Annotated in this window: 20 protein-coding genes and 1 pseudogene; 8 read left to right on the top strand and 13 right to left on the bottom strand. The window is 46.1% G+C overall.

The window, feature by feature from the left end; all coding sequences use genetic code 11:
* Positions 1-230 precede the first annotated feature (230 nt).
* Positions 231-974 (top strand): NADPH-dependent oxidoreductase, encoded by a 744-nt coding sequence (locus tag GGR07_RS07140; RefSeq protein ID WP_034542846.1) that lies wholly within the window; start codon positions 231-233, stop codon positions 972-974.
* 219 nt (positions 975-1,193) lie between these two features.
* Here GGR07_RS07140 and dnaA read toward each other — a convergent pair whose 3' ends face one another.
* The 3 genes from dnaA to GGR07_RS07125 form a co-directional block, all read right to left on the bottom strand.
* A complete protein-coding gene (gene dnaA / locus GGR07_RS07135; protein ID WP_021646433.1) occupies positions 1,194-2,606 on the bottom strand; it encodes a chromosomal replication initiator protein DnaA in 1,413 nt (470 codons plus the stop codon).
* Positions 2,607-2,959: 353 nt separating this feature from the next.
* Positions 2,960-3,853 (bottom strand): MlaD family protein, encoded by an 894-nt coding sequence (locus tag GGR07_RS07130; protein WP_034542848.1) that lies wholly within the window; start codon positions 3,851-3,853, stop codon positions 2,960-2,962.
* Positions 3,854-3,857: 4 nt separating this feature from the next.
* Positions 3,858-5,126 carry an N-acetylmuramoyl-L-alanine amidase family protein gene (locus tag GGR07_RS07125; RefSeq protein ID WP_034542850.1) on the bottom strand — a complete coding sequence of 423 codons (1,269 nt, stop codon included), beginning with the start codon at positions 5,124-5,126 and terminating at the stop codon, positions 3,858-3,860.
* A 139-nt stretch (positions 5,127-5,265) separates the two neighbouring features.
* Between GGR07_RS07125 and GGR07_RS07120 the strand changes: the two genes are divergently transcribed.
* The 4 genes from GGR07_RS07120 (at position 5,266) to GGR07_RS07105 (ending at position 11,034) form a co-directional block, all read left to right on the top strand.
* Positions 5,266-6,159: a bile acid:sodium symporter family protein gene (locus tag GGR07_RS07120; protein WP_027324825.1), complete on the top strand. Its 894-nt coding sequence runs from the start codon at positions 5,266-5,268 to the stop codon at positions 6,157-6,159.
* 72 nt (positions 6,160-6,231) lie between these two features.
* Positions 6,232-7,596, top strand: coding sequence for a metallophosphoesterase family protein (locus tag GGR07_RS07115; protein ID WP_021646437.1), 1,365 nt, complete (start codon positions 6,232-6,234; stop codon positions 7,594-7,596).
* Positions 7,597-7,704: 108 nt separating this feature from the next.
* The gene (locus tag GGR07_RS07110) at positions 7,705-8,241 is read left to right on the top strand and encodes an HDIG domain-containing metalloprotein (RefSeq protein ID WP_021646438.1); all 537 of its coding nucleotides are present in this window, start codon (positions 7,705-7,707) and stop codon (positions 8,239-8,241) included.
* Positions 8,242-8,331: 90 nt separating this feature from the next.
* Positions 8,332-11,034 (top strand): putative LPS assembly protein LptD, encoded by a 2,703-nt coding sequence (locus GGR07_RS07105; protein WP_034542815.1) that lies wholly within the window; start codon positions 8,332-8,334, stop codon positions 11,032-11,034.
* A 388-nt stretch (positions 11,035-11,422) separates the two neighbouring features.
* Here GGR07_RS07105 and GGR07_RS07100 read toward each other — a convergent pair whose 3' ends face one another.
* The 8 genes and pseudogenes from GGR07_RS07100 to GGR07_RS07065 form a co-directional block, all read right to left on the bottom strand.
* Entirely contained in the window at positions 11,423-12,004 is a 582-nt protein-coding gene (locus GGR07_RS07100; protein WP_021646441.1) for a LemA family protein, read from the bottom strand.
* 128 nt (positions 12,005-12,132) lie between these two features.
* Entirely contained in the window at positions 12,133-13,056 is a 924-nt protein-coding gene (locus GGR07_RS07095) for a TPM domain-containing protein (RefSeq protein WP_122056657.1), read from the bottom strand.
* Positions 13,057-13,128: 72 nt separating this feature from the next.
* Positions 13,129-14,091, bottom strand: a complete 963-nt coding sequence (locus GGR07_RS07090) for an alpha/beta hydrolase (RefSeq protein WP_034542816.1) — start codon at positions 14,089-14,091, stop codon at positions 13,129-13,131.
* A gap of 16 nt (positions 14,092-14,107) precedes the next feature.
* Positions 14,108-14,854 carry a shikimate dehydrogenase family protein gene (locus tag GGR07_RS07085; protein ID WP_021646444.1) on the bottom strand — a complete coding sequence of 249 codons (747 nt, stop codon included), beginning with the start codon at positions 14,852-14,854 and terminating at the stop codon, positions 14,108-14,110.
* A gap of 64 nt (positions 14,855-14,918) precedes the next feature.
* Positions 14,919-15,656 (bottom strand): bifunctional demethylmenaquinone methyltransferase/2-methoxy-6-polyprenyl-1,4-benzoquinol methylase UbiE, encoded by a 738-nt coding sequence (gene ubiE, locus GGR07_RS07080; RefSeq protein WP_021646445.1) that lies wholly within the window; start codon positions 15,654-15,656, stop codon positions 14,919-14,921.
* A 15-nt stretch (positions 15,657-15,671) separates the two neighbouring features.
* Complete coding sequence (locus tag GGR07_RS07075) at positions 15,672-16,613, bottom strand: phosphoribosylaminoimidazolesuccinocarboxamide synthase (protein WP_021646446.1); 942 nt, start codon at positions 16,611-16,613, stop codon at positions 15,672-15,674.
* A gap of 182 nt (positions 16,614-16,795) precedes the next feature.
* Positions 16,796-17,761 (bottom strand): annotated as a pseudogene (locus GGR07_RS07070) (PhoH family protein); the annotation flags it as partial.
* 344 nt (positions 17,762-18,105) lie between these two features.
* Positions 18,106-18,783, bottom strand: coding sequence for a DUF5715 family protein (locus tag GGR07_RS07065; RefSeq protein WP_021646449.1), 678 nt, complete (start codon positions 18,781-18,783; stop codon positions 18,106-18,108).
* Between the two features lie 233 nt (positions 18,784-19,016).
* Between GGR07_RS07065 and truA the strand changes: the two genes are divergently transcribed.
* From truA to GGR07_RS07050, 3 genes are all read left to right on the top strand, one after another.
* The gene (gene truA, locus GGR07_RS07060; protein ID WP_021646451.1) at positions 19,017-19,769 is read left to right on the top strand and encodes a tRNA pseudouridine(38-40) synthase TruA; all 753 of its coding nucleotides are present in this window, start codon (positions 19,017-19,019) and stop codon (positions 19,767-19,769) included.
* A gap of 58 nt (positions 19,770-19,827) precedes the next feature.
* The gene (locus tag GGR07_RS07055) at positions 19,828-20,727 is read left to right on the top strand and encodes a DMT family transporter (RefSeq protein ID WP_021646452.1); all 900 of its coding nucleotides are present in this window, start codon (positions 19,828-19,830) and stop codon (positions 20,725-20,727) included.
* A 777-nt stretch (positions 20,728-21,504) separates the two neighbouring features.
* Positions 21,505-22,167: a DUF3256 family protein gene (locus GGR07_RS07050; RefSeq protein ID WP_021646455.1), complete on the top strand. Its 663-nt coding sequence runs from the start codon at positions 21,505-21,507 to the stop codon at positions 22,165-22,167.
* Positions 22,168-22,174: 7 nt separating this feature from the next.
* Here GGR07_RS07050 and GGR07_RS07045 read toward each other — a convergent pair whose 3' ends face one another.
* On the bottom strand, positions 22,175-23,263 hold the full coding sequence (locus tag GGR07_RS07045; RefSeq protein ID WP_021646456.1) for a phosphotransferase enzyme family protein: 1,089 nt from the start codon (positions 23,261-23,263) through the stop codon (positions 22,175-22,177).
* Between the two features lie 28 nt (positions 23,264-23,291).
* Positions 23,292-26,678, bottom strand: coding sequence for a glycoside hydrolase family 2 TIM barrel-domain containing protein (locus GGR07_RS07040; RefSeq protein WP_034542818.1), 3,387 nt, complete (start codon positions 26,676-26,678; stop codon positions 23,292-23,294).
* Between the last annotated feature and the right edge of the window lie 9 nt (positions 26,679-26,687).

Raw genomic sequence — 26,687 nt, 5'->3', positions numbered from 1 at the left:
TCATTAACAAATGTGTTTGCAAAGCTAAGAATGTTTTTTAATCTTTCAAAATAAAAAGGAATGATTTTATGAACAGGTTGTAAGTTTTCCATTTTAAAATGTTAATTGATTGTTTATCAGTGTTGTATGAATTCTTATAGATGAGGAAAGTTTTCCAAAAAGAAAATTGCTATATTATTGGAATAATATAAAATGTTCTTTCTTTTTTTGTATCTTTGCAAAAAAAAGATATGATTGAAACTGTCAGAAACAGAAGGACTATCCGGAAGTATCTGTCTGAGGATATTCCCGTAGATTTGTTAAATGATTTGCTTGAAACTTCTTTTCGTGCCTCTACTATGGGAGGCATGCAGCTTTACAGCGTAGTGGTTACTCGCGATGCGGAAATGAAAAGTCTGCTTTCGCCTGCCCATTTTCATCAACCGATGGTTGAGGAGGCTCCGGTGGTATTGACTTTTTGCGCGGATTTTCGGCGGTTCAGCCTGTGGTGTGAGCAACGGAAAGCTGTGCCGGGATATAATAATCTGATGTCTTTCATGAATGCGGCTATGGACACGTTATTGGTGGCTCAGACATTTTGCACATTGGCAGAAGAAAAGGGATTGGGGATTTGTTATTTGGGAACAACTACTTATAACCCTGAAATGATTATTGATGCGCTTCAGTTGCCGGAGTTGGTATTCCCTGTGACAACAGTTACGGTGGGTTATCCCGACGAAATGCCGCCTCAAGTTGATCGTTTGTCTCGGGAAGCGATTGTGCATCAAGAGGTTTATCGCGATTACACGTCGGATGATATTGACCGGATCTATGCTTGCAAAGAATCGTTGCCGGTGAACAAGCAATTTGTGGTGGAGAATGGAAAAGAAACTTTGGCTCAAGTGTTTACTGATGTCCGTTATACCCAAAAAGATAATGAATTTATGTCTGAGAATCTGTTGAAGGTGCTTCGCAAGCAAGGTTTCTTCCTTTAATCTCTATCGCATCTTGTTGATGCGGGGGCTTTGCAAGGCTATCGTTTGAAAGCTTTCGCAGGGCTTGCTTGTAGTGGTCCGGGCTTGTTTAAGGTCGAAGATGCTCGCGAGAGTTCCGCCAAACTTTCGTACATCCCGTCTTTCTTCGATATGAATAAGCCGATGGGGGATGCTGCGAAAAGTTAGCAGGCATGTGTTTGCAGGTAACGGCTGCTTCAACTATCCTCTTTTCCGTAACAAACTTTCGATTTCTTTGACCTCTGCTTTAAAGCTTTTGTCTACCTCCAGCTGCCCTTTTACGGTTTTGCATGCGTGGAGTACGGTTGCATGATCTTTGTTTCCAATGAATTTTCCAATCTTTGATGTAGAGAAGTCTGTGTTGCTTTTGGCCAGATACATGGCTATCTGTCGTGCCTGCACCACTTCTCTTTTTCTGGATTTTGTATGTATGGCAGCCAATTCCAAGCCAAAATGCTTGCATACGACTTTCAGGATATCATCGATGGTGACGGCTTTCGTTTCACTGTGTACCACGCCTTTCACTATGTGTTGAGCCAGCTCCAGATCTATTTCCTTGTTAAAGATTGTAGAACGCGCCATGATGGCGATGACAATTCCTTCCAGATCTCGTACGCTTTCGTTGACATTCTCTGCAATATAATCGATGACTTCGGGTGGGAACTCTAGACCGTCACGATGTATTTTGTTTCGCAAAATATCTTTTCGCAATTCTACAGTCGGCTTTTCGAGTTCGGCCACCATTCCCCATTTAAAACGGGTAAGCAATCGTTCCTCCATTCCTTGCAACAGCACCGGTGCACGGTCGGAAGTCAAAATCAGCTGTTTGCCGTTTTGGTGCAAATGATTGAAGATGTGGAAGAACGTATTTTGAGTTTTAGTAACGCCCGCAAATTCTTGAATGTCATCAATGATCAGAACGTCGATTGTCTGGTAGAAATTGATGAAATCATTAGTCGTATTGTTTCGTACCGAATCGGTGTATTGTACCTGAAATAAGTGTGCGGAAACGTACAATACTCTTTTTTCAGGATAAAGCTCTTTGATTTTCGTACCAATTGCATTCGCTAAATGAGTTTTTCCGACTCCGGATGCTCCATGCAGGAACAAGGGGTTGAACGCTGTTCCCGCAGGATTTTGTGCAACGGCTTCGGCTACGCTTCTCGATAGTTTGTTGCTGTATCCTTCAATGAAAGTCTCAAAATTGTAATTTGGATTTAAATGCGGATCCAAATCCTGAACGGCGGGGGCTTTCAGGAAGTTCGGCGCTTTATTGAGATTGGTACTGCTTTTAGGGGAAACAGCTATGGAACGATTGCTTGCTTCGAGATTTATAGTCTGATTAGGAATCGAAGTTTTGTCAACCATGACATTATACATTAGCTTGGTGCCCTCACCAATAGCTTTATATAACGTTTTTCGTAACAAATCTACAAATTTCTCCTCCAGAATTTCATAAAAGAACTGGCTTGGAATCTGTACGATCAACGTTTTGTCCTCATATTTTAATGGGACGATAGGGGCAAACCAAGTATTATATGTTGTCTCGGGAACATTGTCTTTTATGATCGTAAGACAGCGGTTCCAAAGCACAACATGATTTGATTCAATCATAGTGACTTTAGTACATTTATTTAGTTAAGCGAAACTTCTACGTTTTGCAAATTTGGGAATCTTATTTGAGAAAAACAAATCCATGTTTTTCTTGTATTTCTCGTTCGACTAATAATCCGTTTACATTCAGTGACTTATGCTTTTATATATGAAGGGTGTAAATTAACGGACTATTGTATCTTTATAATAGTTTGATTATCATTTATTTAATCCTTCTATATCTTTTGTGTTTCTTATTTTAATCAGCTTATTTTAAAGACGCATCTTGGTTTATAGATGCATGTTTCAATGATTTAAAATTCTTTTAGTTTACTCTTTCTTATTTAGATGTAATCTAATTTATTCTATTTTTCTTATTTCCCTTTTTTGCCGAAAACGGAAAAATGGACATAGCGTTTCGGGTGCAATTTTAAATCTTCCAGTAAATCGGCTGCATTTTTACTTGTCGCGCTAAGGTTGTTGTATAAGGATGCGTCATTCAGAAGAAGGCCGAGTGAATTATCTCTCCTTTTCAGCTTTTCTGTCATTATTTTTACATCGGCCAATGTGTCGTCTACTTTTTTGAGAGTCTCGGCGTAATTTATATCTTTCAGGTTATTGCTGATAGCGATAAAATTATCGCCGATAATATTAAGTTTACCTGTAAGTTGGGGAATGTCGTTGTTCATCAAACTTTTTATTTGTGTGCTGACTACAGCCAAATTTGCGGTTGTAGCTTCCATGGAGTGAAGAGTGGCAGGAATACTTTTATCATTTACGATAGAATTGAGGGATGTTAGTATGGAATCCAGCTTAGGAAGCATGCTTTCTATTTGAGGCATGAGTTTCGATACGCTTTCTACCATACCGCTATTTAATATTCCGGGTATCGTATCACCTACGGAATGTTTTTCACGCAGGTTGTTGGCCATAAGGATATTCATTCGCACGCCACCCATCAGTTCGGGTACTAACTCGGCCATACTGCCTTTCGGAATACGCAAGTCATTATCTAATTCAACTTGCACGACTACATTTCCGGGTTGTAGGTGATCGTAGGATATGTCACGGACAATACCTACCCGAACCCCATCAGCAAACACTGCGCTGGATTTAGTCAGCCCGTTCACGTTTTCAAATTTGGCATAAAAATAACTTGACGGTTGAAACATGTGTATACCTTTCAACCAATTAATTCCATAAACGATTATGCATAATGCGATGATCCCGGCCAGACCTATTTTTACTTCTTTCGTAATATATTTCATGTTTTTATTTATTTCTGCTTTTCTTGAATTCAGCGATTGCTTCATTGATATTTATCTTCTCATTACCTCGAAAGGCTATGATAAATGCATCATTGAATAATGTAGCAATACTTCGTTTGGTGCGTAATACTTTGTTGTAGTCAGGTGATGCGCCGTATGTGTATTTGTAAATGCCTTCCTCTTTGTAATAATCAACATCTTTCAACCCTTTTAGTCGCTTGTCGTTTTGGGATAACGGTTGTCTAGAAGTCAATATTTGCAATTTAAATATGATTTCCGGTTCTTTCTTGCTTTCTATTCTAGTGTAAGATTCTGTTGTTTGTTCGGAAGTTTGAGATAGCGGTGTTGTGTCTGCCGTTAATTCCATTTTTTGCCTGTCATCAATCTTTCCCTTATTTTCCTCTTTAATTTCTGTTATTGGAGAAGGTGTTTCTGATTTTGTATTTCCCGGTTCGGTGGGCACTATTGTTTTACTGCTTCCGGTCAATCTCAATTCATGTTCTCTTTTATAGTTTAAGAAAGCATAATAAATACCTTTAGCCATTTCGTTGATTCCGTTTGATGAGTTCAGATAACGTTCTTCTGCGGGTGTGGAAATAAATCCCAATTCTATCAATATACTGGGCATGGCACTCGCCTTTAATACCAAAAAACCGGCTTGATGCACTCCTCTATCTATTCGACGGCACGAATGGCGGAACTGTTTTTGTACCAATGAAGCCAAATGTACGCTCTGTGCCATATATTTGTCTTGCATGAATTCGAAAATAATATATGACTCGGAGGAGTTTGGATTGAATCCTGCATATCTTGTGCGATAGTCACTTTCGTATAAAATTACCGAATTTTCCCGTTTGGCTACTTCCAAATTTGCTTCTGATTTTGCGAGACCGAGTGTCCATGTGGAAGCCCCTTGAGCTGTTCGGTTATTGGCTAATGCATTGGTATGTATTGAAATAAAGAGATCGGCTTTTGCGTTGTTCGCTATTTCGGCTCTTCGATTAAGTGGAATAAAAACATCTTTTGTCCGGGTATAAATAACTTTTACATCGCTGCAGTTTTTTTGTATGAGTCCACCTAATTTCAAAGCTACATTCAGGTTGATGTTTTTTTCTTTGGAAATTCTGCCGATAGCTCCCGGGTCATGTCCGCCATGTCCGGCATCAATGACTACAGTGAAATCTTTCCCCCATAAGTTTCCATTATATCCGGGCGACATGAGCAACCCCAAAATAATGGATATATATACTATGTAGGACTTTTGCATTCTCATAATCTCAAAAATGATGATGCAAATGTAGTAGAATTTTGTAGAAAACTCGTGATTTACCATTAAGTTTTGAGTTTTTTTCGGTTTGATGATAGTTTTTCTTTGAAATCTCCGTACTTTGCATTCAAAAAACAATACTGCAATGCTTAAGCTCTTGAAGAATTGGACACTGCCTCTTGCCATGTTGCTAGGTGCCATAGGCTATCCTTTGTTTATTACTTTCTCTTTTTTAACTCCATATCTTATTTTTGTTATGCTGTTGCTTACTTTTTGTAAAGTATCGCCTCAGGATATAAGAATCAAGCCTTTACACGGATGGTTGTTGCTGATTCAGATTGCCGGAGCATTAATCGCCTATTTTCAGCTTTGTCGCGTCAATAAAATTTTGGCCGAAGGAGTGATGGTTTGTATCATTTGCCCTACCGCTACAGCTGCTGCGGTGGTTACATCGAAGTTGGGAGGAAATATAGCAAGCGTTGCCACATACACATTGCTTGGCAATATCGGAGCGGCTATTGCAGTTCCTTTATTTTTCCCTTTGGTTGAAGTCGGAATTGATGTTGGTTTTTGGAGTTCTTTTTTGATTATCGTAGAAAGGGTGTTCCCTTTACTTATTTTCCCTTTCTTTTTGGCCTGGCTCTTACAGAAGTTCCTTCCGAAGCTTCATCGCTGTTTGCTGGGATATCATGATTTGTCTTTTTACCTTTGGGCCGTTTCATTAATCATTGTTACTGCTCAAACTACACATTCATTAGTGAATGAGCCTGCCGGCGGGTTCACGGAGATTATGATTGTAACAGGTGCCTTGGTCGTATGCGGTCTGCAATTCTTCCTTGGGAAAATGATTGGAAGCGCTTATAACGATCGCATCAGTGGTGGGCAGGCCCTAGGACAGAAAAACACGATTTTGGCTATTTGGATGGCGCATACCTATTTAAACCCGCTGTCGTCTATTGCCCCCGGTTCATATGTATTGTGGCAAAATATCATTAACAGTTGGCAACTCTGGAAGAAGAGAAAAATAGAAAAAGGTTAAATATAGAACAAGTGTTCCGATTTTTGGAACATAATTTTTTATCTTTGTTTTTGCTTAAAGGACGATATTGTGATGAAAAAAAGAACAAAAATAATTGGGGGAATAATCTTGCTTTTGTTGATAGTTGGTGTTGCTATTTGTAAAAAAAGATGGAAGGCATGGTTCGAAAATCTTCCTGAGATACGCTATGTGCTCACTGACGAACCGCAACGTGTGCTTCTTACTTTTGGAAATGATGGCGAACTTTCTCGTAATGTCAGTTGGGTATGCGGCGGCGTCTCGAAACAGGCAAAATTGGAATATACGAAAGTCGGATCGGGAGATACCATTTGGGTGGATGGATATTCCAAATTCTTCAGGACATTGGGCGGCTTTTGTTATGCCAATTGGGCGAAATTCGGGAAACTTGCGTATGGAGCTTCATACGCTTACAGGGTTTGGAATGATTCTGATGTTTCCAAATGGTATTTTTTCTCTACACAGCCCGACTCGACAGATTATTTTTCTTTTGCCTTTATCGGAGACGTACAAGATACATTGCGTGGTAAAACACGCGAGTTTATGGAAAATATACGCCATCGTTATCCCGATACCGACTTCTACATGTTTGCCGGCGATTTTGTGGAACGTCCGATGAATTGCTATTGGGAGGAAGCCTACCAAAGTATAGATTCGATTGCTCCTTGCAAACCTGTAATGGTTTCTCCCGGCAATCATGAATATATTAAAGGTTTGACACGTGTTATGGAAAAGCGGTTCGCGTATGCTTTTTCTTATCTTCTCGATTCGCGTTACAAGCGGAATAATGTGTATGCGATAGATTATAAAGACGCTACTATTATTACACTCGACAGTAATCGAGATGCTTGGTTTTTGTTCTCACAACGAGAGTGGTTGAAAAAAACGCTGAAAGCTTCGGATAAAAAGTGGAAAATAGTGATGTTTCATCATCCGGTATATTCCATTAAAGGGAAAATGAACAATCTTCCGGTGCGCTGGATGTTCGATTCGTTGCTTCGGGAGTACGGGGTTGACTTGGTGCTTCAGGGACATGAACACAATTATGCCCGTATGACAAACAAGAAAAAGAATGGAGAAATGACTGTACCGATCTATCTGGTAAGTCATGCTTCACCTAAGGAATACCGTTTAAGATTTAACGACAAATATGACCGCTTTGGTACGAATCACCGTTTCTACCAAATGATTGATGTGAAAGGTGATACGCTCCGTATGAAGGCCTTTTTAGAAGATAACTCTTTGTATGACGATGTGGAGATTATAAAAACAGCTTCCGCCCCTGTTCGGGTGATAGATAATGCCCGCCATATTCCTGAAATATTGGAGCAGCCTTGGTTGAAAGGGCGGAAAGCGAAGAAGTTTCGTGAAGGAGTTGAGCGCTGGAAAAAAAGAAAAGAGTTTTGTGCAAGCAGATAATAATGAGAACTGTTGGGGGTGAATATCGTAAATTTTAGTAATATTGCAAAGAATATTCATTGAAGTGATTGGAATGTTCATTTATGTATACGAAAAATAAACGATAAAATGAGTCCGGTTCAACTGATTGACAAGTATTACCCGCAAGAGAATGAATTGAAACATATTTTAGTAGCGCACAGTGCTGCTGTAGCCCGAAAAGCACTGTCGATGGCGGAAGCGCATCCCGAACTTGCTTTCGACCGCCGCTTTGTCGAAGAAGCCGCCTTGCTCCACGATATCGGTATATTCCGAACTCACGCTCCGGGCATACATTGTGAGGGCACTTACCCGTATATTTGCCACGGATATTTAGGGGCCGATTTGCTGCGTGAGGAGGGACTGTATCGCCATGCGCTTGTTTGCGAACGGCATACGGGAGCAGGACTGTCGCTGAAGGAGATTATTCAGCAAGAACTGCCCGTACCTCACCGGGAAATGCTTCCTGTGAGTTTGGAAGAACAGCTGATTTGTTTTGCCGATAAGTTCTTTTCGAAAACACATCTCGACAGGGAAAAGACAGTAGCTCACGCACGGAAAAGTATCGAACGGTACGGAGAGGAAGGATTAGCCCGTTTCGACAGGTGGTGCTCGCTGTTTCTATAGCACTAAAAAATAATTAAATAACACAGGTTCTCACGTATTATTGGTGAAGATTGTGTACTTTTGCCACTTCAAGCGTAAACTTATGAGTTAATGACGTCGTTGAAAGCGAAAATACTTACATCATTTATACTGTTATTTGTTTTGTTGTTTCTTCCCGATAAGGCCGCATCTCAGCGACCGAGAAGAAGAGTGACAGGCTCCGATGCCGCGCAAAAGGATTCTCTTTCAAGAACCCCGACGGCTAAATCGGACACATTGCGCATTGACTCCGTTACTCCCTTTTCTAAGAAACAGCCGCTTGAAGCTCCCGTTATCTACGAATCCACCGACTCTATGGTCTTTACTCTCGGGGGGACCGCTACACTGTATGGAAGCGGAAAGGTAAACTATCAGAAGATAGAGCTGGCAGCCGAAGTGATTTCGATGAACCTCGACAGCAGCACAGTGCATGCTTACGGGATAGAAGACTCTACCGGAGTAATCAAGGGAAAGCCGGTGTTTAAAGACGGAGATACGTCGTATGATACGAAATTGATAAGTTACAACTTCAAGAGTAAGAAAGCGGGGATCAGTGACATCGTGACTCAGCAGGGCGAGGGTTACGTCACCGGTAAAAAGGCAAAGAAAGGAGCTAATGACGAAATATTCATGGAGGATGGACGCTACACCACTTGCGACCATCACGATCATCCTCACTTTTATATGCAACTCACAAAGGCGAAAGTCCGGCCCAAAAAAAATGTGGTGACGGGACCCGCTTATCTTGTTGTCGAAGACGTCCCTTTGCCTATAGCCGTGCCTTTTTTCTTCTTTCCTTTTTCCAGCAGCTATTCTTCGGGATTCATTATGCCCACTTACATGGACGACTCCAACCGCGGGTTCGGATTGGCGGAAGGGGGATACTATTTCGCCATCAGCGACATGATGGACCTGAAGTTTACGGGAGATATTTTTACGAAAGGTTCCTGGAGATTATCCGGACTGACCAATTACAACAGAAGATACAAATATTCGGGAATGGTGCAAGCCGATTATCAGGTGACCAAGACCGGTGATAAAGGTATGCCCGATTATGCCGTGGCGAAAGACTTCAAGGTAGTATGGAGCCATAGGCAGGATCCGAAGGCAAGCCCCAACACTACTTTTTCCGCCAGTGTGAACTTTTCGACCAGCAGTTACGAGCGTTCCAACATCGGCAACTTGTACAACGCTCAGGCGATGACTCAAAACACAAAAACATCGAGCATCAGTTATTCCCGCAGCTTCCCCGATATCGGGCTGACGCTTTCGGGAACCAGTAATATTGCGCAGACCATGCGCGATTCATCTATAGCGGTCACCTTGCCCGACTTGAATATCACACTGAATCGCCTGTTCCCTTTCAAACGCAAGAAAGCGGCAGGAGCGGAACGTTGGTATGAAAAGATCTCGGTGAGTTACTCCGGACGTTTTACGAATAGCATCCGCACCAAAGACGATCGGCTCTTTAAAGCCGGAATCAGTGATTGGGAGCACTCGATGAACCATAATATTCCCGTCAGTGCCACGTTCACTTTGCTGAAGTATATCCAGTTGTCTCCTTCGGTGAATTACACGGAACGCTGGTACACCCGTAAGGTTAATCAGACCTACAATCCCGAGAAAAACGCTTTGGATCCTGCCTTGAAAGATACGATCAACGGTTTTTACCGGGTAGCGAATTATTCGGCAAGCCTGAGCATGAGCACCAAACTATACGGTATGTACAAGCCTCTTTTCATGAAAAAGAAAGAGATGCAGATCCGCCATGTGTTCACTCCGCAGGTAAGCCTCAGCGGCGCGCCGAGCTTTAGCAAATACTGGAAAGAGTATACCGACAACAACGGCATGACGCAATACTACTCTCCTTTCAGCGGGCAACCTTACGGAGTTCCTTCACGCGAGGGCTCGGGGACGGTCAGCTTCTCGGTTTCGAACAATCTGGAGATGAAGTATAAAGATAAGAACGATTCCATTAAAAAAGTGAGCTTGATCGATGAGTTGGGAGCGGGTATGTCTTACAATATGGCTGCCAAAGAAAGGCCGTGGAGCGACCTGAGTATGAGTCTGCGTCTGAAACTCACGAAAAACTATACATTCAATATGAACGCCTCATTCGCTACATACGCTTATGCTTTCGACAAGAACGGGAATGTGGTGACGAGCAACCGTACCGAGTGGTCGTACGGACGATTCGGACGATTCCAAGGATATGGCTCTTCGTTCAGCTATACTTTCAACAACGATACCTGGAAAAAGTGGTTCGGCCCGAAAGAAGAGGAGGAGAAAACCAAAAAGAAACCCGGAGAGGAAGACGACGAATCGGAGGATGAGTACAAGGAGGAAGAGGTAAAGACTAAAAAGGTCAAGAAGGCGGAATCTGATCCGGACGGCTACCAGGCTTTCAAGATGCCCTGGTCATTGAATGTCAGTTATTCGTTCAATATCCGTGAAGACCGTTCGAAGCCTATCAACCGACATTCAATGAGGTATCCTTATACTTATACGCACAATATCAATGCAAACGGTAATGTGAAGATCTCAAACAAATGGTCGATCTCGTTCAGCTCGGGATATGACTTTCAGGCGAAAGAGATTACTCAGACCTCCTGCACCATTTCCCGCGACTTGCACTGCTTCAATCTTTCCGCCAGCCTTTCCCCGTTCGGACGCTGGAAATACTACAATGTGATGATTCGCGCCAATGCAAGCATTCTGCAAGATTTGAAATACGAGCAACGCAGCCAGACACAAAGCAATATTCAGTGGTATTAATTTCTCTCAACGGATTCATATTGCCTTTACTCGCGATACTCGTTTTCGGGAGATTTACGCTTATTTCTCCCATAAACGATAAAAGGTTATTGCCTGAAAAGACCGTATTTCCCTAAGAGAATTTTCGTATTCGAACGAACGCGGAATTTTTTCTTACGCAAACGCGACAGCTTTCTTAGACAGATGCAATATGCCATATACTACATCCCCTCCTGTCGTTTTCTTCGCATCGTGCCGGTTTATCTCAGAAACCGGTAGGTAATGTCGCAGAAAATAACAGGAGGGGATGTTACAGGAAAAAGAATATTCTTCGAGCCGATGCCTTAGGGTTCTGTTTTAAAAACTTTTCTCCGGCAAAACCTCTCAGTCCATCGACACAGATTATCGTTTAAAACTCTACTTTAGGCGCTTTTTCCGATCCGGCTTCCGCTTCGAAATAAGCCTTCTTGTCGAATCCGAAGATACCCGCAAAGATGTTTTTCGGGAAACGGCGAACGGCTGTGTTATACTCTTTGGCGGTATCGTTGAAGTTTTTGCGGGCTACAGTGATGCGGTTTTCCGTACCTTCCAACTGTGCTTGCAATTCGAGGAAGTTTTGGTTGGCCTTCAGGTCGGGATACCTTTCGCTCACGGCAAGCAGTTTGCCCAATGCCGATGTCACCTCTCCCTGAGCTTTCTGGTATTCCGCCAGCTTTTCCGGTGTCAGGTCTTTAGCTTCCACTTTGATTTGCGTGGCTTTGCTGCGAGCTTCTATCACGCCTTCCAGTGTCGATTTCTCGTGTGCGGCATATCCTTTCACCGTGTTCACGAGATTGGGTATCAAGTCGGCCCGGCGCTGATACTGTGTTTCTACATTCGCCCACTGGTTGCTTACTTTCTCTTCCATGGTTACCAATCCGTTGTAAGCGCTGATAGCCCAGATAACCAAAACACCTGCTACGACTAAAAAGATAATAGTTGACTTTTTCATAATTCTTTTGCTTTATAGTTTTTACTCGTTCATCGTTTTTCTAATGATATAGTTTGATAAAGATTTGCATTTTTCTTTATTTCTGCCGTTTCTATTGCGAAGTTTCCTTTTCAGGCTTTTCGGTTTGTTTAGAATCGTGAGCCGGCACCTCCGCCTCCCCCCATTCCTCCGCCGAAACTTCCGCCTCCGAATCCTCGTCCGCCGCCGAATCCTCGCCCGCCACCGAAGCTTCCTCCTCCCGAACCTCCGATGAAAGGTCCTCCGCCTCCGCCCCGGTAATTACTGTCATAGGTTTGCTGACGTCGGACGATCGTATGCCCGCAATTGCCGCACGTATATGTGATGTCCTCCGCCTTTATTCCGTTGCTGCGCGAAACGATTCGCGAACCGCTTCTCTGCAACCGGTGTTTTCCGCAGTTGGGGCAGCGGCTTTCCTTCCATGCGGCGAATAACGAAACGCCTATAGCTATGGCCATGAATCCGAATACGACAAGAATGATGCCCATTGCGCCGTCCTCCGATTCGTTTTCCGTATCGTTTTCCATCGAACCGTCGAGACGACCGCAGGTAGCTACGACTCCCGCCACCATTCCTTCGTCCCATTTCTTGTCTTTCAGATAAGGAATCATGTATTGTGTCTGGATTCTTTTGCAGACGGCGTCGGGGAGAATCCCCTCAAGCCCGTATCCGGTATAGAACTGGATGCACCGCTGATCGGTCACCAGCAAGATGACCAGCCCGTTGTCTTTCCCTTTTTTACCCACTCCCCACCGGTTCAGCAGTTCGTGAGAGAAATCGAAACATTCCGCTTCCCCGATGGAAGGAACCACCGCCACTACGGTCTCGATCCCTGTTTGCCGCTCCAATGCGTAAAGCCGGGCATCTATCGTGTCGCAGGCCGCTTGCGAAAGAATTCCTTCGGGGTTGCACACATATTTCATTTTGTTTTGCAGATGAACCTTCGGAAGATTGTCTACCGTATATATTTTCTCCTTTGCCTGTAAGGGAAACCACAGGAAAACGGCGCATATCAGGGTGAGGATTGATTTCATACGAATTCGTTTACTTTTGCAAATATAGCAACTTTTCGGAAACTCGTTCCATACTCCTTGTGTTATTCGGCATCATCGGACGTGGCGATCGATAAAGCCGCGCACTTTGCGGGTATATTCTTCGGGGTTTTCCTGATAGGAAACCGCATGCGCGGCTCCGGGGACAATCCAGAGTTCTTTCGGTTCGCATTTGGCTTCGTACAGCGGATATACCATCCGAGTGGGGACGTACCTGTCCTTGTCGCCGTGTATGAAAAGCATGGGAAGCTTACATCGGGCGACCTGCTTCAGCGCCGAAGCCTCTTTAAAGTTCCATCCGTATAAGATATCGCACAGCCGGCTTGCCGTGTGGAGGAGGGGGAAAGGAGGGAGGCGGAAACCTTCGTCCAACTCTTTGGCAAACTGATCCCACACGTCGGTATAGCCGCAATCTTCCACATAAGCCTTTACGTAAAGAGGCTGCCGCTCGCCCGATACCATCATCGTCGTAGCCGCTCCCATCGAAATACCGTGTACCACCATCTTCGTGTCCGGGCCATACAGGCGGTCGGCCACATCCATCCATTCCATTACATCCAACCGGTCTTTCCATCCCATTTGGATGGCATTCCCGCCGCTTGCTCCGTGATATTGCAACTCGGGAAGCAGGATGTTGAACCCTAAATCGCAGCTGTACAGATAGCCGATCATCATCATGCGCATGGCATTGTCCGTATATCCGTGCACAATGACGGCTGTGTTGCGCGTGGGGCGTGCCGCGCGCACATAGTATGCATGCAGCCGGATACCCTCTTTGTTGGTGATGAACGTATCGCGCAACGCTTCGGCTTGCTTCAGGCTGTCCGTCCATGACTTGTAAAACGGATAGCGTTCGGCCATGAACAAGTCGGTAGAGTCGTTCTTTTGCTTGATTTGCCGGGAGGGCGTCAGCGCATACCGAATCAGGTACCAGCTTCCCCCGCCCACAAATATCAGTACGATAACCGACAGGCTTAGTATAAATTTCAAGAGCGATTTCCGCGATTTCTTTCTCATTCCGTCTCCTTTCTTTTTATTTTTGCCAGATTTCCCAAGCTGCGAAAGCCTGTAGCAAAAGCATTTCCAGCCCGTTTTTAGTGACAGCCCCCTTGGCTTCTCCCTTCTTCATGAAAAGCGTGGTATTGGGATTGTAGAGCAAATCGTACAGCAAATGGCTCGGTGTGAGGTGCTCGTAAGGAATGTCGGGACAGAAATCCACTTTGGGATACATGCCTACCGGCGTGCAATTGACGATGACGGTATGCTCCTGTACGATTTCGGGAGTCAGTTCCTCGTAGGTCAGCGTCTTTTCCGTTTTCTGCGTGCGAGAGACGAACGTGCTTTCGATGCCCAGTTTCTTCAGTCCGTGGAAAACCGCTTTGGCAGCTCCGCCCGTTCCCAGAATCAGCGCTTTCTTATGATGTGGCAGCAATAGCGGCTGGATAGACTGGACAAATCCGATAATGTCTGAATTATAACCGACCAGCCTTGCTTTCTTTTTCGGTTCGCGGATGAGTTTAATTACATTGACGGCTCCTATTTCGGCAGTGTCCGGATCGAGCCCGTCGAGAAAAGGAATCACCTGCTCCTTGTACGGGATGGTGACGTTCAGCCCCCGCAGGTCGGGATTATCTTCGATTACTTTCATGAAATCTTCGATGCGGGGAATCTCGAAGTTCACGTACTCCGCGTCGATTCTTTCGGAATTGAATTTCTCGTTGAAGTATCCGATAGAGAACGAATGCCTCAGGGGATACCCTATTAAACCGTATTTATCCATCGTCTTAGTGGTTGCGCAAACGGCGGGATATTTTGTCTCCTTCGGCCGATTTGCTGGTTGTCTGTTACTTAGTAGCCGTATAAAGAGTGCAGATGCCACCGGTGAGCCGCCGGAAATTCACTTCCCTGAACCCGGCTTTGCCGATTACTTCTTTCATGATTTCCCCTTGGGGGAACACCTTGATCGTGTCCGGCAGATAATGATACGCACTCTTGTCTTTAGAGAGAATTTTACCCAACAGCGGAATCACAGCCTTCGAGTAAATCGCGAACAGTTGCTTCATCGGGAAACGGTCGGGGGTGGTGAGCTCTAAGATAACCAGATGCCCCCCCGGTTTCAGCACGCGGCACATCTCCGAAAGACCTTGGTCCAGATCTTCAAAGTTACGTATCCCGAACGCTACGGTAACGGCATCGAACTCGTTATCGGCAAAAGAAAGGGAAGTGCAATCTTCGCGGACGAACGATATCGTATCCGCCAGACCTTGCTCCTTCGCCTTTTGGCGCCCCACGTTCATCATGCCTTCCGAAATGTCTGTGGCTATCAGTTGCCGGGGGCGCAGCTTGCGACAGGCAAGGATGGCGAAGTCGCCCGTTCCGGTAGCCGCGTCCATGACGCGTTGCGGGCGGAAGGGGCGGAGCCATGCGATGGCTTTGCGGCGCCAGCGGCGGTCGATGCCTAATGACAAGGCATGATTCAGTCTGTCGTAAGTTCGTGCGATGTTGTCGAACATCCGTTCCACTTGCTCGCTCTTTTTGCCCTCTTTGTCGTAAGGCTTGATATGTTGTTGCGGGTAATCCATGGTTGCCGCTTACGTTTATTTCAAGTATTGCAGAACGTTTTTCTCTATCCGTTCGGCGATGTTTCCCGTGTCTTCTTTTACAAACTTCTCGCCGGTAATGTTTTCGAACAGCTCGATGTATCGTTCGCTGATGCTTTGCACAATGGCCGGAGTCATTTCGGGAACCTGCTGCCCTTCTTTCCCCTGGAATCCGTTTTCCATCAGCCATTCGCGGACAAACTCCTTCGAAAGCTGCTTCTGCGGTTCGCCTTTTTCGAAGCGTTCGCGGTAGCCGTCGGCATAAAAATAGCGGCTGGAGTCGGGAGTATGAATCTCATCCATCAGGTAGATGGTTCCGTTGTGCTTGCCGAATTCATATTTCGTATCTACGAGAATCAGTCCCCGCCCGGCGGCAATCTCCGTTCCGCGTTTGAAAAGCGCCAGCGTGTATTTCTCTAAAGTGGCGTACTCTTCGGGAGTAGCCAAGCCTTGTCTGAGGATTTCCTCTTTCGAGATGTCTTCATCGTGCAGTCCCATTTCGGCTTTGGTGGTGGGTGTAACGATAGGTTCGGGGAACTTCTGGTTCTCGCGCATGCCTTCGGGCAACTTAACGCCGCAAATTTCGCGCGCCCCGTTCTTATACGCTCTCCACGCGCTTCCGCACAGGTATCCGCGCACGATCATCTCTACCGGGAACCCTTCGCACAAAACGCCGACCGTCACCATCGGGTCGGGAGTAGCCAGCTTCCAGTTCGGGCAGATGTCTGTCGTGGCGTCGAGAAACTTCGCCGCAATCTGATTCAGCATCTGTCCTTTGTATGGAATGCCTTCGGGCAGCACCACGTCGAACGCCGAAATACGGTCGGTTGCCACCATGACGAGTTTCTCACCGTTGATGTTGTACACATCGCGCACTTTTCCGTGATATACGCTTTTCTGTCCCGGAAAGTTGAAATCTGTTTTTGTTAATGCTTTCATCTTTATTTATTGTTAGACGGTTTTTCTGATTTGTTGTTTCGGCTCTTTGCAGCTTCCGGCGCCGGATTCTCCTGCTGCGGTTTTTCGCGTTTGCCACCGCCTTCGGAAACATCCTTCCGCTCCGTTTCGTTCCGTTTCTCTTTCCCGTCCGCTTTGCGTGGCTCCGCATCGCTTTGTGCCGTGCTCTTCGCTGCCTCTTTCGCCGCTTTCACCTCTTTGTCGAATTTCTCGTAAGCGTCTACGATGCGTTCCACAAGCTTGTGGCGCACGATGTCTTTTTTCCCCAGTTCCACGAATCCGATGCCTTTCACTCCTTTCAGGATGCGCAGCGCCTGTATCAGACCCGACGTTTGAGAGGTGGGGAGGTCGATTTGCGTCATGTCTCCCGTTATGATCATCTTCGTATTCATTCCCATGCGGGTGAGAAACATCTTGATTTGTTGCGTAGTGGTGTTCTGCGCTTCGTCCAGAATGACTACAGCATCGTTCAGCGTGCGTCCTCTCATAAAAGCCAGCGGAGCTATCTGGATAATGTTGAGTTCCATATATTCTTTCAGCTTGGCGGCGGGAATCATGTCTTGCAGCGCGTCGTAAAGCGGTTGCAGGTACGGGTCTATCTTTTCTTTCATGTCGCCGGGAAGGAAACCGAGTTTTTCTCCGGCTTCGACGGCGGGACGTGAGAGGATAATCTTTTTGATTTCTTTGTTCTTCAGTGCGCGTACCGCGAGAGCGATTGCGGTATATGTCTTTCCCGAACCGGCGGGACCGATGGCGAACAGCAAGTCGTTCTTGGCGAATCCTTCCACCAGTTTCATCTGGTTCTCGCTTCGGGGAATGATGGGTTTGCCTGTGACACTGAACACGATGACGTTTCCGCTTTGCTCCGCCTGCGGCGTATTTCCCTTGATGATGTCGATGATTACCTCCTCTTTCAGCGAGTTGTATTCGGCGCAGTACTTTTCCAGCTTGGTGATATTTTCTTCGAAGGCGCACATCTCTTCCTCATCGCCCAGCACTTTGATTACATTTCCGCGTGCAACGATGCGCAGCTTCGGGTATAAAGCCTTTATCAATTGTATGTTGGTGTTGTTCACTCCATAGAAGATAACGGGGTCGATATCTTCAAGGACTATCAGTTTTTCTATCATTGAGTTGTATTAAAGAAAAGTTTCTGCAAATTTAGTGAATCGTTTTCGTATTCTTAGACTTTGGAGACGGAATTTTGCAGATTGCGTTTCCAAAATAGTGTTTGTGTATGACGTGCGGTGCGTTTCCGCTGCTTTGCGGCAGTGCTTTGCCGGGGAGGAACTTGGAGTTCCTTCTTAGCGAGCTTCTGTTTGATTCCGGCAGGGCCTCTGTTTCGCCTGAACAGAGCCTCTGTTTCGTTCCGGTAGAGCCTCTGTTTCATTCCGGCAGAGCTTCTGTTCCGCCTGAGCAGAGCCTCTGTTCCATTCGCCGGGATATGCCTCCGTGAAAAACACTTGCCGTAAAATTACCGGGCCGTGATGTGGAAGCACCCTTGCTTCAATTCGTATTTTATGTAGCATTTGCCTGCCTGCCGCAAATCTCGCAGCACTTCCGAAAGGACGAGCTTCAGCGTATCGGGGCTGACATCCTGTGTGGGGCGACCGTCTTCATCCTCTATTTTCTTGAACCGCTTCCAACTGACATCGAAAGTCGCACCGTAACAGTGTGCCGAATTTTCCGATGAATTCACATTCCGGCGGCGCAGGCGCTTTACATCCTCTTTGGTGCGCAGTACGGAAGTCACGATTATCCGGTTCGGATTGAGTCCCTTCGCGTCTAAAGAGTCGATGAAGCGCGCGCCGATGGTATCGAGAAGCGCGCCGGCACGCGGTATGAGATAGGGTATGGAGTGCGTCAGCGAGTCCACTTCGTAATATGGGTTGCCCGTGATATGTACCAGCTTTCCTTTCATCCGGGCGGCTTCCTTGCGGTCGGCCAAGGGGCGGATGCCGATGGCCTGCGCCACGTTCAGGTGCTTTTCGTTCATGTCCGGGAACGAACGCTTGTAGCTGATTACGCCCCGGATATTGCGCGGATGATTCAGTTTCAGCGACATGTCTTTCTTTTTGCAGCTTGCCGCGAAGGCGATGCACCCGGCAATCAGGAAGAAAAAGAGTGAGTAACGAGGTATGCGGTGATTCATTGCCACAAGTTTATGTTTTGTCTGCAAAGATAATGTTTATTGCGTAAGGAGCGCAAAAGAACCCGAACGTTTTTCGGCAAACGTTGCTTTCCGGCATCGTATAAAATGCTTGCTTGCCGTAAAGAATACGGAATGTTCTCTGCGCCGGCTCGAAACCGGAAAATTGGATTATTCGAGTTTCTGAATGAAAAAATGATTATTTTTGCAGTCAAAATCTAAAAAAGAAAGATTTCGTGCAAAGATATTTCATCTATTTGGCTTACGACGGCACCCGTTACCACGGTTGGCAGGTTCAACCCAACGGTATCAGCGTGCAGGAATGCCTCATGAAAGCGTTGGGCACTTTCCTGCGGGAAGACATCGAAGTGGTGGGAGCCGGACGTACCGATGCGGGAGTACACGCGTCTCTGATGGTGGCTCATTTCGATTACGGCCTGTCTTTGGAGCCGGACACGGTGGCGGATAAGCTGAACCGCTTGTTGCCCCCCGATATTTCCGTTTTCCGTATCCGACGGGTGAAGCCCGGCGCGCACGCCCGTTTCGATGCCGTGGAGCGCACTTACAAGTATTATGTCGTTTCAGCCAAATACCCTTTCAACCGCCAATACCGTTGGAGGATCCACAGCCGGTTGGACTACGACCGGATGAACGAGGCTGCGCGCACGTTGTTGGAATATTCCGATTTCACGAGTTTCAGCAAACTGCACACCGATGTGAAGACGAATATTTGCCGTATCACCCATGCCGAATGGACGCAGGAAGATGATATCACTTGGGTGTTTACGATACGTGCCGACCGTTTTCTGCGGAACATGGTGCGCGCCATCGTCGGTACTCTGGTCGAAGTGGGGCGCGGAAAGCTCTCTGTCGACGGTTTCCGCCGCATCATTGAGCAGAAAGACCGTTGTAAAGCGGGCACTTCCGCACCGGGGCAAGCCTTGTTTCTCGTCGATGTGGCATATCCGCAGGATATTTTTGCGGACTGATGGCGGGAGAGCCGTCGGTTTGATTTCATCTTCAACTAAAGACTTTTAATATCGCATTATGTGGTTACTGTTAGCTTTCCTTTCCGCTACACTGCTCGGATTCTATGACGTTTTCAAGAAATATTCGCTGCGAGACAACGCCGTGCTTCCGGTACTTTTCCTCAACACGCTTTTCTCAAGTTTCATCTTTATTCCTTTTATTTTGCTCTCCGCCGGTGAGGGTTCCGTGCTGGAAAGAACGATATTTCATGTTCCCGCAGCCGGGTGGGAAGAGCATAAATATATCCTTCTGAAGTCGTTCATCGTGCTTTCTTCGTGGATATGCGGTTATTTCGGAATGAAACATCTGCCCATTACCATCGTCGGGCCGATAAACGCCACCCGCCCGGTAATGGTGCTGGTGGGGGCGATGCTGCTTTTCGGCGAACGGCTAAACCTTTATCAATGGACGGGTGTGGTCTTGGCCGTCGCCTCTTTCTTCCTGCTGAGCCGTTCGGGAAAGAAAGAGGGAATTGATTTCAGGCACGACAAATGGATTTTCTTCATCGTGCTTGCGGCGGTGATGGGAGCCGCGAGCGGATTGTACGACAAATACCTGATGAAACAACTCAACCCCATGTTGGTGCAATCGTGGTACAACGTGTATCAGGTATTCATCATGTGTCCCATCCTGTTGATGCTTTGGTGGCCGAGAAGAAGAACCACCACGCCTTTCCGCTGGAGTTGGGCGATTGTTTTCATCTCGATTTTTCTCTCCGCCGCCGATTTCGCTTATTTCTACGCCTTGAGCCACGACGATTCGATGATCTCCATTGTCTCCATGATTCGCCGCGGAAGCGTCATCGTCTCCTTCCTCTTCGGAGCTTTGCTTTTCGGCGAGAAAAATTTGAGGAGCAAAGCCGTCGACTTGGCTCTGGTGCTGATCGGGATGATATTTTTATACTTGGGAACCAAATAGAAAGGAGGAGAGAACGTAATCTTGCACCGTTCTCTTTTGGCGGCAGAGGGGGGCTCTTCGCCTTTGCTTTCCATAATACCATCTTGCCGCTCGCCTGTGGGATCTGCTCAATTTTAGCTGCTTTCGCCTTGACCTTCATCCCGTTCTGGATGTTAATATTCATTTATTTCATCAGCGATATGGCGTTCTTCATTCCGGCTTTCATTTGATATTCATGTTAATGCTACTCCTTTCTGCCGGCGGTGTGGTTTCTCTTCGCCTTTCCTTTTATTAAGCATCTTCTTTAACACAACTTCTATTTATACGTTGTAAACTTATTTGCCCAAGACCTTAGCGATTGTTCGTCTTGTTCAACACACTTCCACTTCTACCTGTTTTCGGCTCCCGAGTGAAGTGCCCGGTGAAGTCTTCTTACTTAACACTCTTTCATTCCTGCCCCTCTACAGTCCTGCTTTCTTCCTGTGTAGACACTCCTCTTACTTAACGTACTTTCATTCCTGCCCGCTTCCTGTTGCTTCCTTTGGGAAAATTTTCTCACTCCCATATGGTTTAAGACCTGTATTTCCCTTTCAATCCGGCATGTTCTCTCCCAAAAAGAAAAATGTTTTTGCCGAATATACTTATAACTCAAGGTTATCATGTATATTTGCACGTGCAAATCATCGGCGATAACGCACGCAACCGCCGGAGCAGCAGGCACGAAAGAAAATACGTGCCGGTAAAAAGGCGGAAAGAGAGCGACGTTCTGTCTTGTGTGCGGATAAAATAAGAATAAATATGGAAAGAAAATTGTCTTTATCTTTTATACTGAGTGTGGCGTTAGGTTTCTTCTTTTTAACCCCTCTTCGTGCGCAAGAGGCCAAAACGCTGTTTGTAAATATGCCCGATTCGCTGCTGCCTTTACTTACTTCGGTAAACCGGGCAGACTGCATCGACTTTCTGGAAAGTAAAATGAAAGCGGAGGTAGACAATCGCTTCGGAGGAAAGTCGGAAATGACCGAACTGGGGAAAGACTACATTTGCATGCAGTTGTCCGCACAAACTTCCTGGCAAATGAAGGTGTTGCCCGTAAACGATTCCGTTCGTGTGATTTGCACCGTATCCACTGCCTGCGCGCCTGCTTGCGATAGTACCGTCCGTTTCTATACGTCCGACTGGAAGTCTCTTCCGGCTTCATCGTTTATTGTTCTTCCGGCGATGGACGATTTTTTCAATCGTCCCGATTCTCTCCAAAGCCAACTTTTCGAGACTTCGCGCCGTTCTGCCGATATCCCGTTGATGAAGGTGCTGTTGAATAAGGAGAATACGGAGCTTACGGTGCAACCCGTATTTGACTATATGGTAAAAGAAACGGCGGAGAAACTGAAACCGTTTCTCCGCCGCCCTATAGTGTATGAATGGAAAGACGGCTCTTTCCAAAAGAAAACCGTCCTTCTCTGACCGGCTCTTATTTCTTCAGGCATTCTTGTATGAATGCCACCATTTCCGGAGTATGCTCTTCTACGCTTTGCAGTAGTTTGAACTGAGCTTTGGTACGAACCAGATTGTGGTCGGGGTACTTGATCTTGTAATAAGTGTCACCGTTGATATAATCGGCAAGGAACCGTACACATTGCATGTATGGGAACAATGCGGCAGCGTAAGGAAGATTTTCAATCTCAATGGGAGTCAGAAACGATTGGGCTCCTTTCAGATATCCTTCGGTGAAAGCCTTGAAAATCTCCATGTTGAAGTTCACGCGGTTCAGGTCTTTATCGTCCTCATCTCCGGTGTTGGCGCCCGTACGAAGGAAGTCTCCGTAGTCGGAAAAGATGAAGCTCGGCATTACCGTATCCAGATCGATGACGCAAAGCACCTTGCCGTCTTCGTCGAACATCATGTTGTTCACTTTCGTGTCGCAATGGCAAACACGTTTAGGCAGTTTGCCTTCCCGGTGCAAGCGCTCGGCTTTGCACATTTCATCCGCCCTTTTCTCTATTTCGTCCAGGTAGTATTGAACTTCTGCCACTCTTCCTGCGGCGTTCGAAGCCACTGCGTCGCGCAATTGCTTCAGGCGGAACTCCATGTTGTGGAAATCGGGAATGGTTTCACCCAGCGTTTCGGGGATATCTGCCAGCATTGCCTGAAAATGCCCGAAAGCTTCTCCCGCATATCGCGAATATTCCGGAGTCACCGCTTCGTATGTTTTTGCACGAGGAATGAATACCATTACACGCCAATAGCTTTCTCCGTCGAACCAATACGTTTTCCCTTCCGCTGTCTCAAGGAAGGTAAGCACTTTGCGGTCGATATCCTGTTCGCCTGCTTCCGTCAGTTTCTTCCTGATATGGCGGGTTACAGCCGAGATATTGGATTGGAGCATTTCTACATTTTGGAAGATAGCATGATTGATGCGTTGCAATACATAGTCGGGTGCGTCTTTTTCGCAAGTCTGTACTTTGTACGTATCGTTGATAAGCCCGGAGCCTAAAGGTTGGATCTTATCTACCGTACCCTTAATGTTGAACTTAGCTACAATGTTTGATAAATCTTTCATGAAAGTTTTCTTTATATTTTAAAAGTGGTTAGTAATTATATTTAATTGCTTCGTTTGCCTGTGCTGAAGAGCGTACGGGCATTAATGTGAATCCCCAGTTGTATTCGCGGTTGGCGGGAATCTGATACATCGGTTCCGGACGTGATCCCCAACTGTCGTATCCGCCTACGCCTTGTTGCTTCATGTCGACACATACTTCTACGAAGTCTCTCGGTATGATGTCGTTGGTGTGATGCATTCTTCTCATCACGTTGCGTGCAGCTTCTTCATTGCGGTTGGCTATTTCTGCGGGGGTAAAGTTGTTCCATTGGTAAGGATGTGGAAGAGCCTCCTCCGAATCAAAATCTTCAATGGAATTGCGCAGGGCGTTAAAGCCGATGATACTGTCGGCTACAACGGCAAGCCCTCCGCCCTTTGCCTGGCTTAAAGTCAGCCAACGCGTATCTGTGCGGTGTCCATTTTCCTGAGGACGTACATAGTTGAAGTACATCCGGTCTGCCGTTGTTTTATAAATACCCACCAGTGTTCCGTGGTTGCGGTCGATGTAATTCTCTTCCGGTCCGCGTCCGAAATATTCCACCTGATTCATGGAAGCCGGCAGGCGGAAACGAACGCCGATACGCGGAACTTCCAGCTTCGATGTGGCTTTTCGTGCCTCTTCGTTGCCCGGAGTGAATGTTGCCGTGCGGGTAGCTTCCGAAACAGCCGTTTCAGCAGCGAGCATATCGGTGGAAGTAAACTGCACCTTTACATTGACCACTCCGTTCGGATAAATCTTATAAGTTATGTTATACAGGTTTCCTGCGGTCAAGAGATACGTCGCTTTCAATAATACGGCTTTGTCTTCCGTACTCATTTGCACGTCTGTCACCCTGAAGTTTTTGCTCGATTGTTTCCATACTTGCAGGCGTTTCGGGGTTCCGTTACCATAGTCGTTATCCGTCGGTCCGCGCCAGAAGTTGGGCTGGATGCCGAATCCGTCTTTAAAGTATTCCGTTCCGTCTACTCGGTACGAAGTTACCAATCCGCTCTTCTTGTTAAATGTAAAGTTGACTTTCGATGAAGAAACAACAAAATTGTCGTCGTCTACATTGGTTTTCAACGTGGGACCTCCTGTTTTGTAAGCGGTCTTTGCGGCGTTAATAGGTAGGCGGAATTGATCGTAAGCGATTTCAAATCCTGCAGGAATCAACGGTTCCGGCTCTACTGTCACAACGCTGAAGTTTACAAAGTATTCGGTTCCTGCTTTCGCCTTTATATTGCTTACCGGTACGGTAAACTCCTGCGAAGCTTGAGGAGCGATGTTCAGTGTGGCTTTTCCGTTACGAACGGTTTTTCCATTCGCCGATATGTTGTAGTGTATCCGGTATTTATTCAGATTCGTAAAATAGAATCGGTTGGTGATTCTGAATACTCCCTTTCCGGCATCGATAGCTTCAAAGGCAACATTCTGATGCACATATTTCACTTCAGCCATGGCAGGGTGCGGAGTACGGTCGGGGTTTACTATTCCGTTGCAAAGGAAGTTTCCGTCGCTCGGAGCATTCACTCCGAAATCGCCTCCGTAAGCCCAATACTCTCTTCCGTTCTTGTCTTTTTGCAGAATACCCTGGTCTACCCAGTCCCAGATATATCCGCCCTGCAGGTTCGGGTATTTATAAATCGCCTGCCATTGCCCCCAGATATTACCGGTAGAATTGCCCATGGCATGCGCATATTCGGATGGAACTATCGGACGGTCGCTTCCGTTTCTGCCTATGCTTTCAAGCCAAGCCGCTCCGGGGTATTGGGGAACATACATATCCGAGTTCCATTCCCATTGGGCGCGCTCGTAGTTCACGGGGCGGTTCATGAGATTCTTGTCGGCTTCTTTCACCCATATATAAGTCTGATAGAAATTGTATCCGTTGCCTGCTTCGTTTCCTAACGACCAGAATGTCACGGAAGGATAGTTTTTATTGCGTTCGAACATGTTGATCGTGCGGTCCATGTGCGCTTTCAGCCATTCCGGATTGTTGCCCAATGTGCCGCCTTTGCGAAGATCGTAATACATTCCATGGCTTTCGATGTTGGCTTCGTCGTAAACATACAAACCGTATTCATCGCAAAGTTCATAGAAACGGCGGTCTTGCGGATAATGGCACAAGCGAACGGTGTTCAGATTGTGTTGTTTCATCAATTCAAAGTCACGTCTCATTAGTTCCTCCGGCACGTAATGTCCTGTCTCCGGATTATGTTCGTGTACGTTGACCCCTTTTAATTTTAGAGGCTGCCCGTTGATGAACAGACAAACGTAGGGTTTACCGTTGGCTGCTTTTTGTTCAATCGGTTTAATTTCTATGCGGCGGAATCCTACATTGAAAGGCACGATTTCGCTTACCCTGCCGTTTTCTTTGATGGTCATCATCAGCTTGTACAAATTCGGATGTTCCGAAGTCCATGTGAGTACTTCGGGAATTTCTTTGCCGAAAGAGACTGTACGCACTTCGCCTGCGGGAACGTTCATCGCCTTTTCTTCGGTAGAAACGGCTTTTCCCTGTGCGTTTAGCAGTTCGTAAATTACCGTCAGATTACTTGCATCCGTCCGGCGGTTGCGTAAATCTATGTCCAACGAGAAGACACCTGTTTGATAACTGTCGTCCAAAGTAGATTTGACGCGGAAGTCTTTGATTGAAGCTTTCGGTTGAGAGTATATATATACATCCCGTTCGATACCGCTGATGCGCCAGAAGTCCTGACATTCCAAGTAAGATCCTGTACTCCAACGGAATATTTTCAATGTAAGTACGTTCTTTCCTGCCGTGACATACTTATTGATCAGGAACTCTGCGGGATTTTTCGAATCTTCGCTGTATCCTGCTTCTTTTCCGTTGATATATACATATACTCCCGATTTGGCCCCTGACAAATGCAGATAGATATCCCGCTCCATCCAATCGGAAGGAATCTCGATATCACGGCGGTAAACACCTACAGGATTTGTTTCCGGTAAAGTGGGAGGCTGCGGGTTTCTCGGCTGAAACTCATAACCGTGATTAGTATAGATAGCTGTTCCGTATCCTTGTACCTCCCAGTTCCCAGGAACTTTTATATCATTCCAGTTGGCTGTACTTGTATTTGTGTCGGTGATGTCGTTCGGAAGATCCTTGTAGCTGTCTACATAGTAGAATTTCCATGTACCGTTGAGCAGCTTGTAGTAATTGCTTTTTTCGTATTTGCCGGAAAGTGCGTCCATCCGGCTGCCGTATGTCATGAATGCTGTTCGTGGATATTCTTTGTTGACTGCTACCACCTGCATATCTTTCCAATAGGGCGTTTGTGTATTGTCTACCTGTGCATATACAGGACAGGAAAACAATGTAAAACTTCCAAAAAGCAATATGCCGACGATGGCATGATAGATGTTTTTTCTCATGTTATTTAT

It is taken from the genome of Bacteroides pyogenes (genome assembly GCF_014196225.1).
GTDB classification, from domain to species: domain Bacteria; phylum Bacteroidota; class Bacteroidia; order Bacteroidales; family Bacteroidaceae; genus Bacteroides; species Bacteroides pyogenes_A.
Note: the sequence above shows the minus strand (reverse complement) of the source record. Positions and strands in the feature narration are given on the sequence as shown.

What these genes read in the sequence shown, in the direction of transcription:
- GGR07_RS07065 (WP_021646449.1), bottom strand. Translation starts at nt 18,783, where the DNA reads ATGAATCACCGCATACCTCGTTACTCACTCTTTTTCTTCCTGATTGCC.
- GGR07_RS07120 (WP_027324825.1), top strand. Translation starts at nt 5,266, where the DNA reads ATGCTTAAGCTCTTGAAGAATTGGACACTGCCTCTTGCCATGTTGCTA.
- dnaA (WP_021646433.1), bottom strand. Translation starts at nt 2,606, where the DNA reads ATGATTGAATCAAATCATGTTGTGCTTTGGAACCGCTGTCTTACGATC.
- GGR07_RS07040 (WP_034542818.1), bottom strand. Translation starts at nt 26,678, where the DNA reads ATGAGAAAAAACATCTATCATGCCATCGTCGGCATATTGCTTTTTGGA.
- ubiE (WP_021646445.1), bottom strand. Translation starts at nt 15,656, where the DNA reads ATGGATTACCCGCAACAACATATCAAGCCTTACGACAAAGAGGGCAAA.
- GGR07_RS07125 (WP_034542850.1), bottom strand. Translation starts at nt 5,126, where the DNA reads ATGAGAATGCAAAAGTCCTACATAGTATATATATCCATTATTTTGGGG.
- GGR07_RS07105 (WP_034542815.1), top strand. Translation starts at nt 8,332, where the DNA reads ATGACGTCGTTGAAAGCGAAAATACTTACATCATTTATACTGTTATTT.
- GGR07_RS07055 (WP_021646452.1), top strand. Translation starts at nt 19,828, where the DNA reads ATGTGGTTACTGTTAGCTTTCCTTTCCGCTACACTGCTCGGATTCTAT.
- GGR07_RS07110 (WP_021646438.1), top strand. Translation starts at nt 7,705, where the DNA reads ATGAGTCCGGTTCAACTGATTGACAAGTATTACCCGCAAGAGAATGAA.
- GGR07_RS07100 (WP_021646441.1), bottom strand. Translation starts at nt 12,004, where the DNA reads ATGAAAAAGTCAACTATTATCTTTTTAGTCGTAGCAGGTGTTTTGGTT.
- GGR07_RS07085 (WP_021646444.1), bottom strand. Translation starts at nt 14,854, where the DNA reads ATGGATAAATACGGTTTAATAGGGTATCCCCTGAGGCATTCGTTCTCT.
- GGR07_RS07050 (WP_021646455.1), top strand. Translation starts at nt 21,505, where the DNA reads ATGGAAAGAAAATTGTCTTTATCTTTTATACTGAGTGTGGCGTTAGGT.
- GGR07_RS07130 (WP_034542848.1), bottom strand. Translation starts at nt 3,853, where the DNA reads ATGAAATATATTACGAAAGAAGTAAAAATAGGTCTGGCCGGGATCATC.
- GGR07_RS07095 (WP_122056657.1), bottom strand. Translation starts at nt 13,056, where the DNA reads ATGAAATCAATCCTCACCCTGATATGCGCCGTTTTCCTGTGGTTTCCC.
- GGR07_RS07140 (WP_034542846.1), top strand. Translation starts at nt 231, where the DNA reads ATGATTGAAACTGTCAGAAACAGAAGGACTATCCGGAAGTATCTGTCT.
- GGR07_RS07045 (WP_021646456.1), bottom strand. Translation starts at nt 23,263, where the DNA reads ATGAAAGATTTATCAAACATTGTAGCTAAGTTCAACATTAAGGGTACG.
- GGR07_RS07115 (WP_021646437.1), top strand. Translation starts at nt 6,232, where the DNA reads ATGAAAAAAAGAACAAAAATAATTGGGGGAATAATCTTGCTTTTGTTG.
- GGR07_RS07075 (WP_021646446.1), bottom strand. Translation starts at nt 16,613, where the DNA reads ATGAAAGCATTAACAAAAACAGATTTCAACTTTCCGGGACAGAAAAGC.
- GGR07_RS07090 (WP_034542816.1), bottom strand. Translation starts at nt 14,091, where the DNA reads ATGAGAAAGAAATCGCGGAAATCGCTCTTGAAATTTATACTAAGCCTG.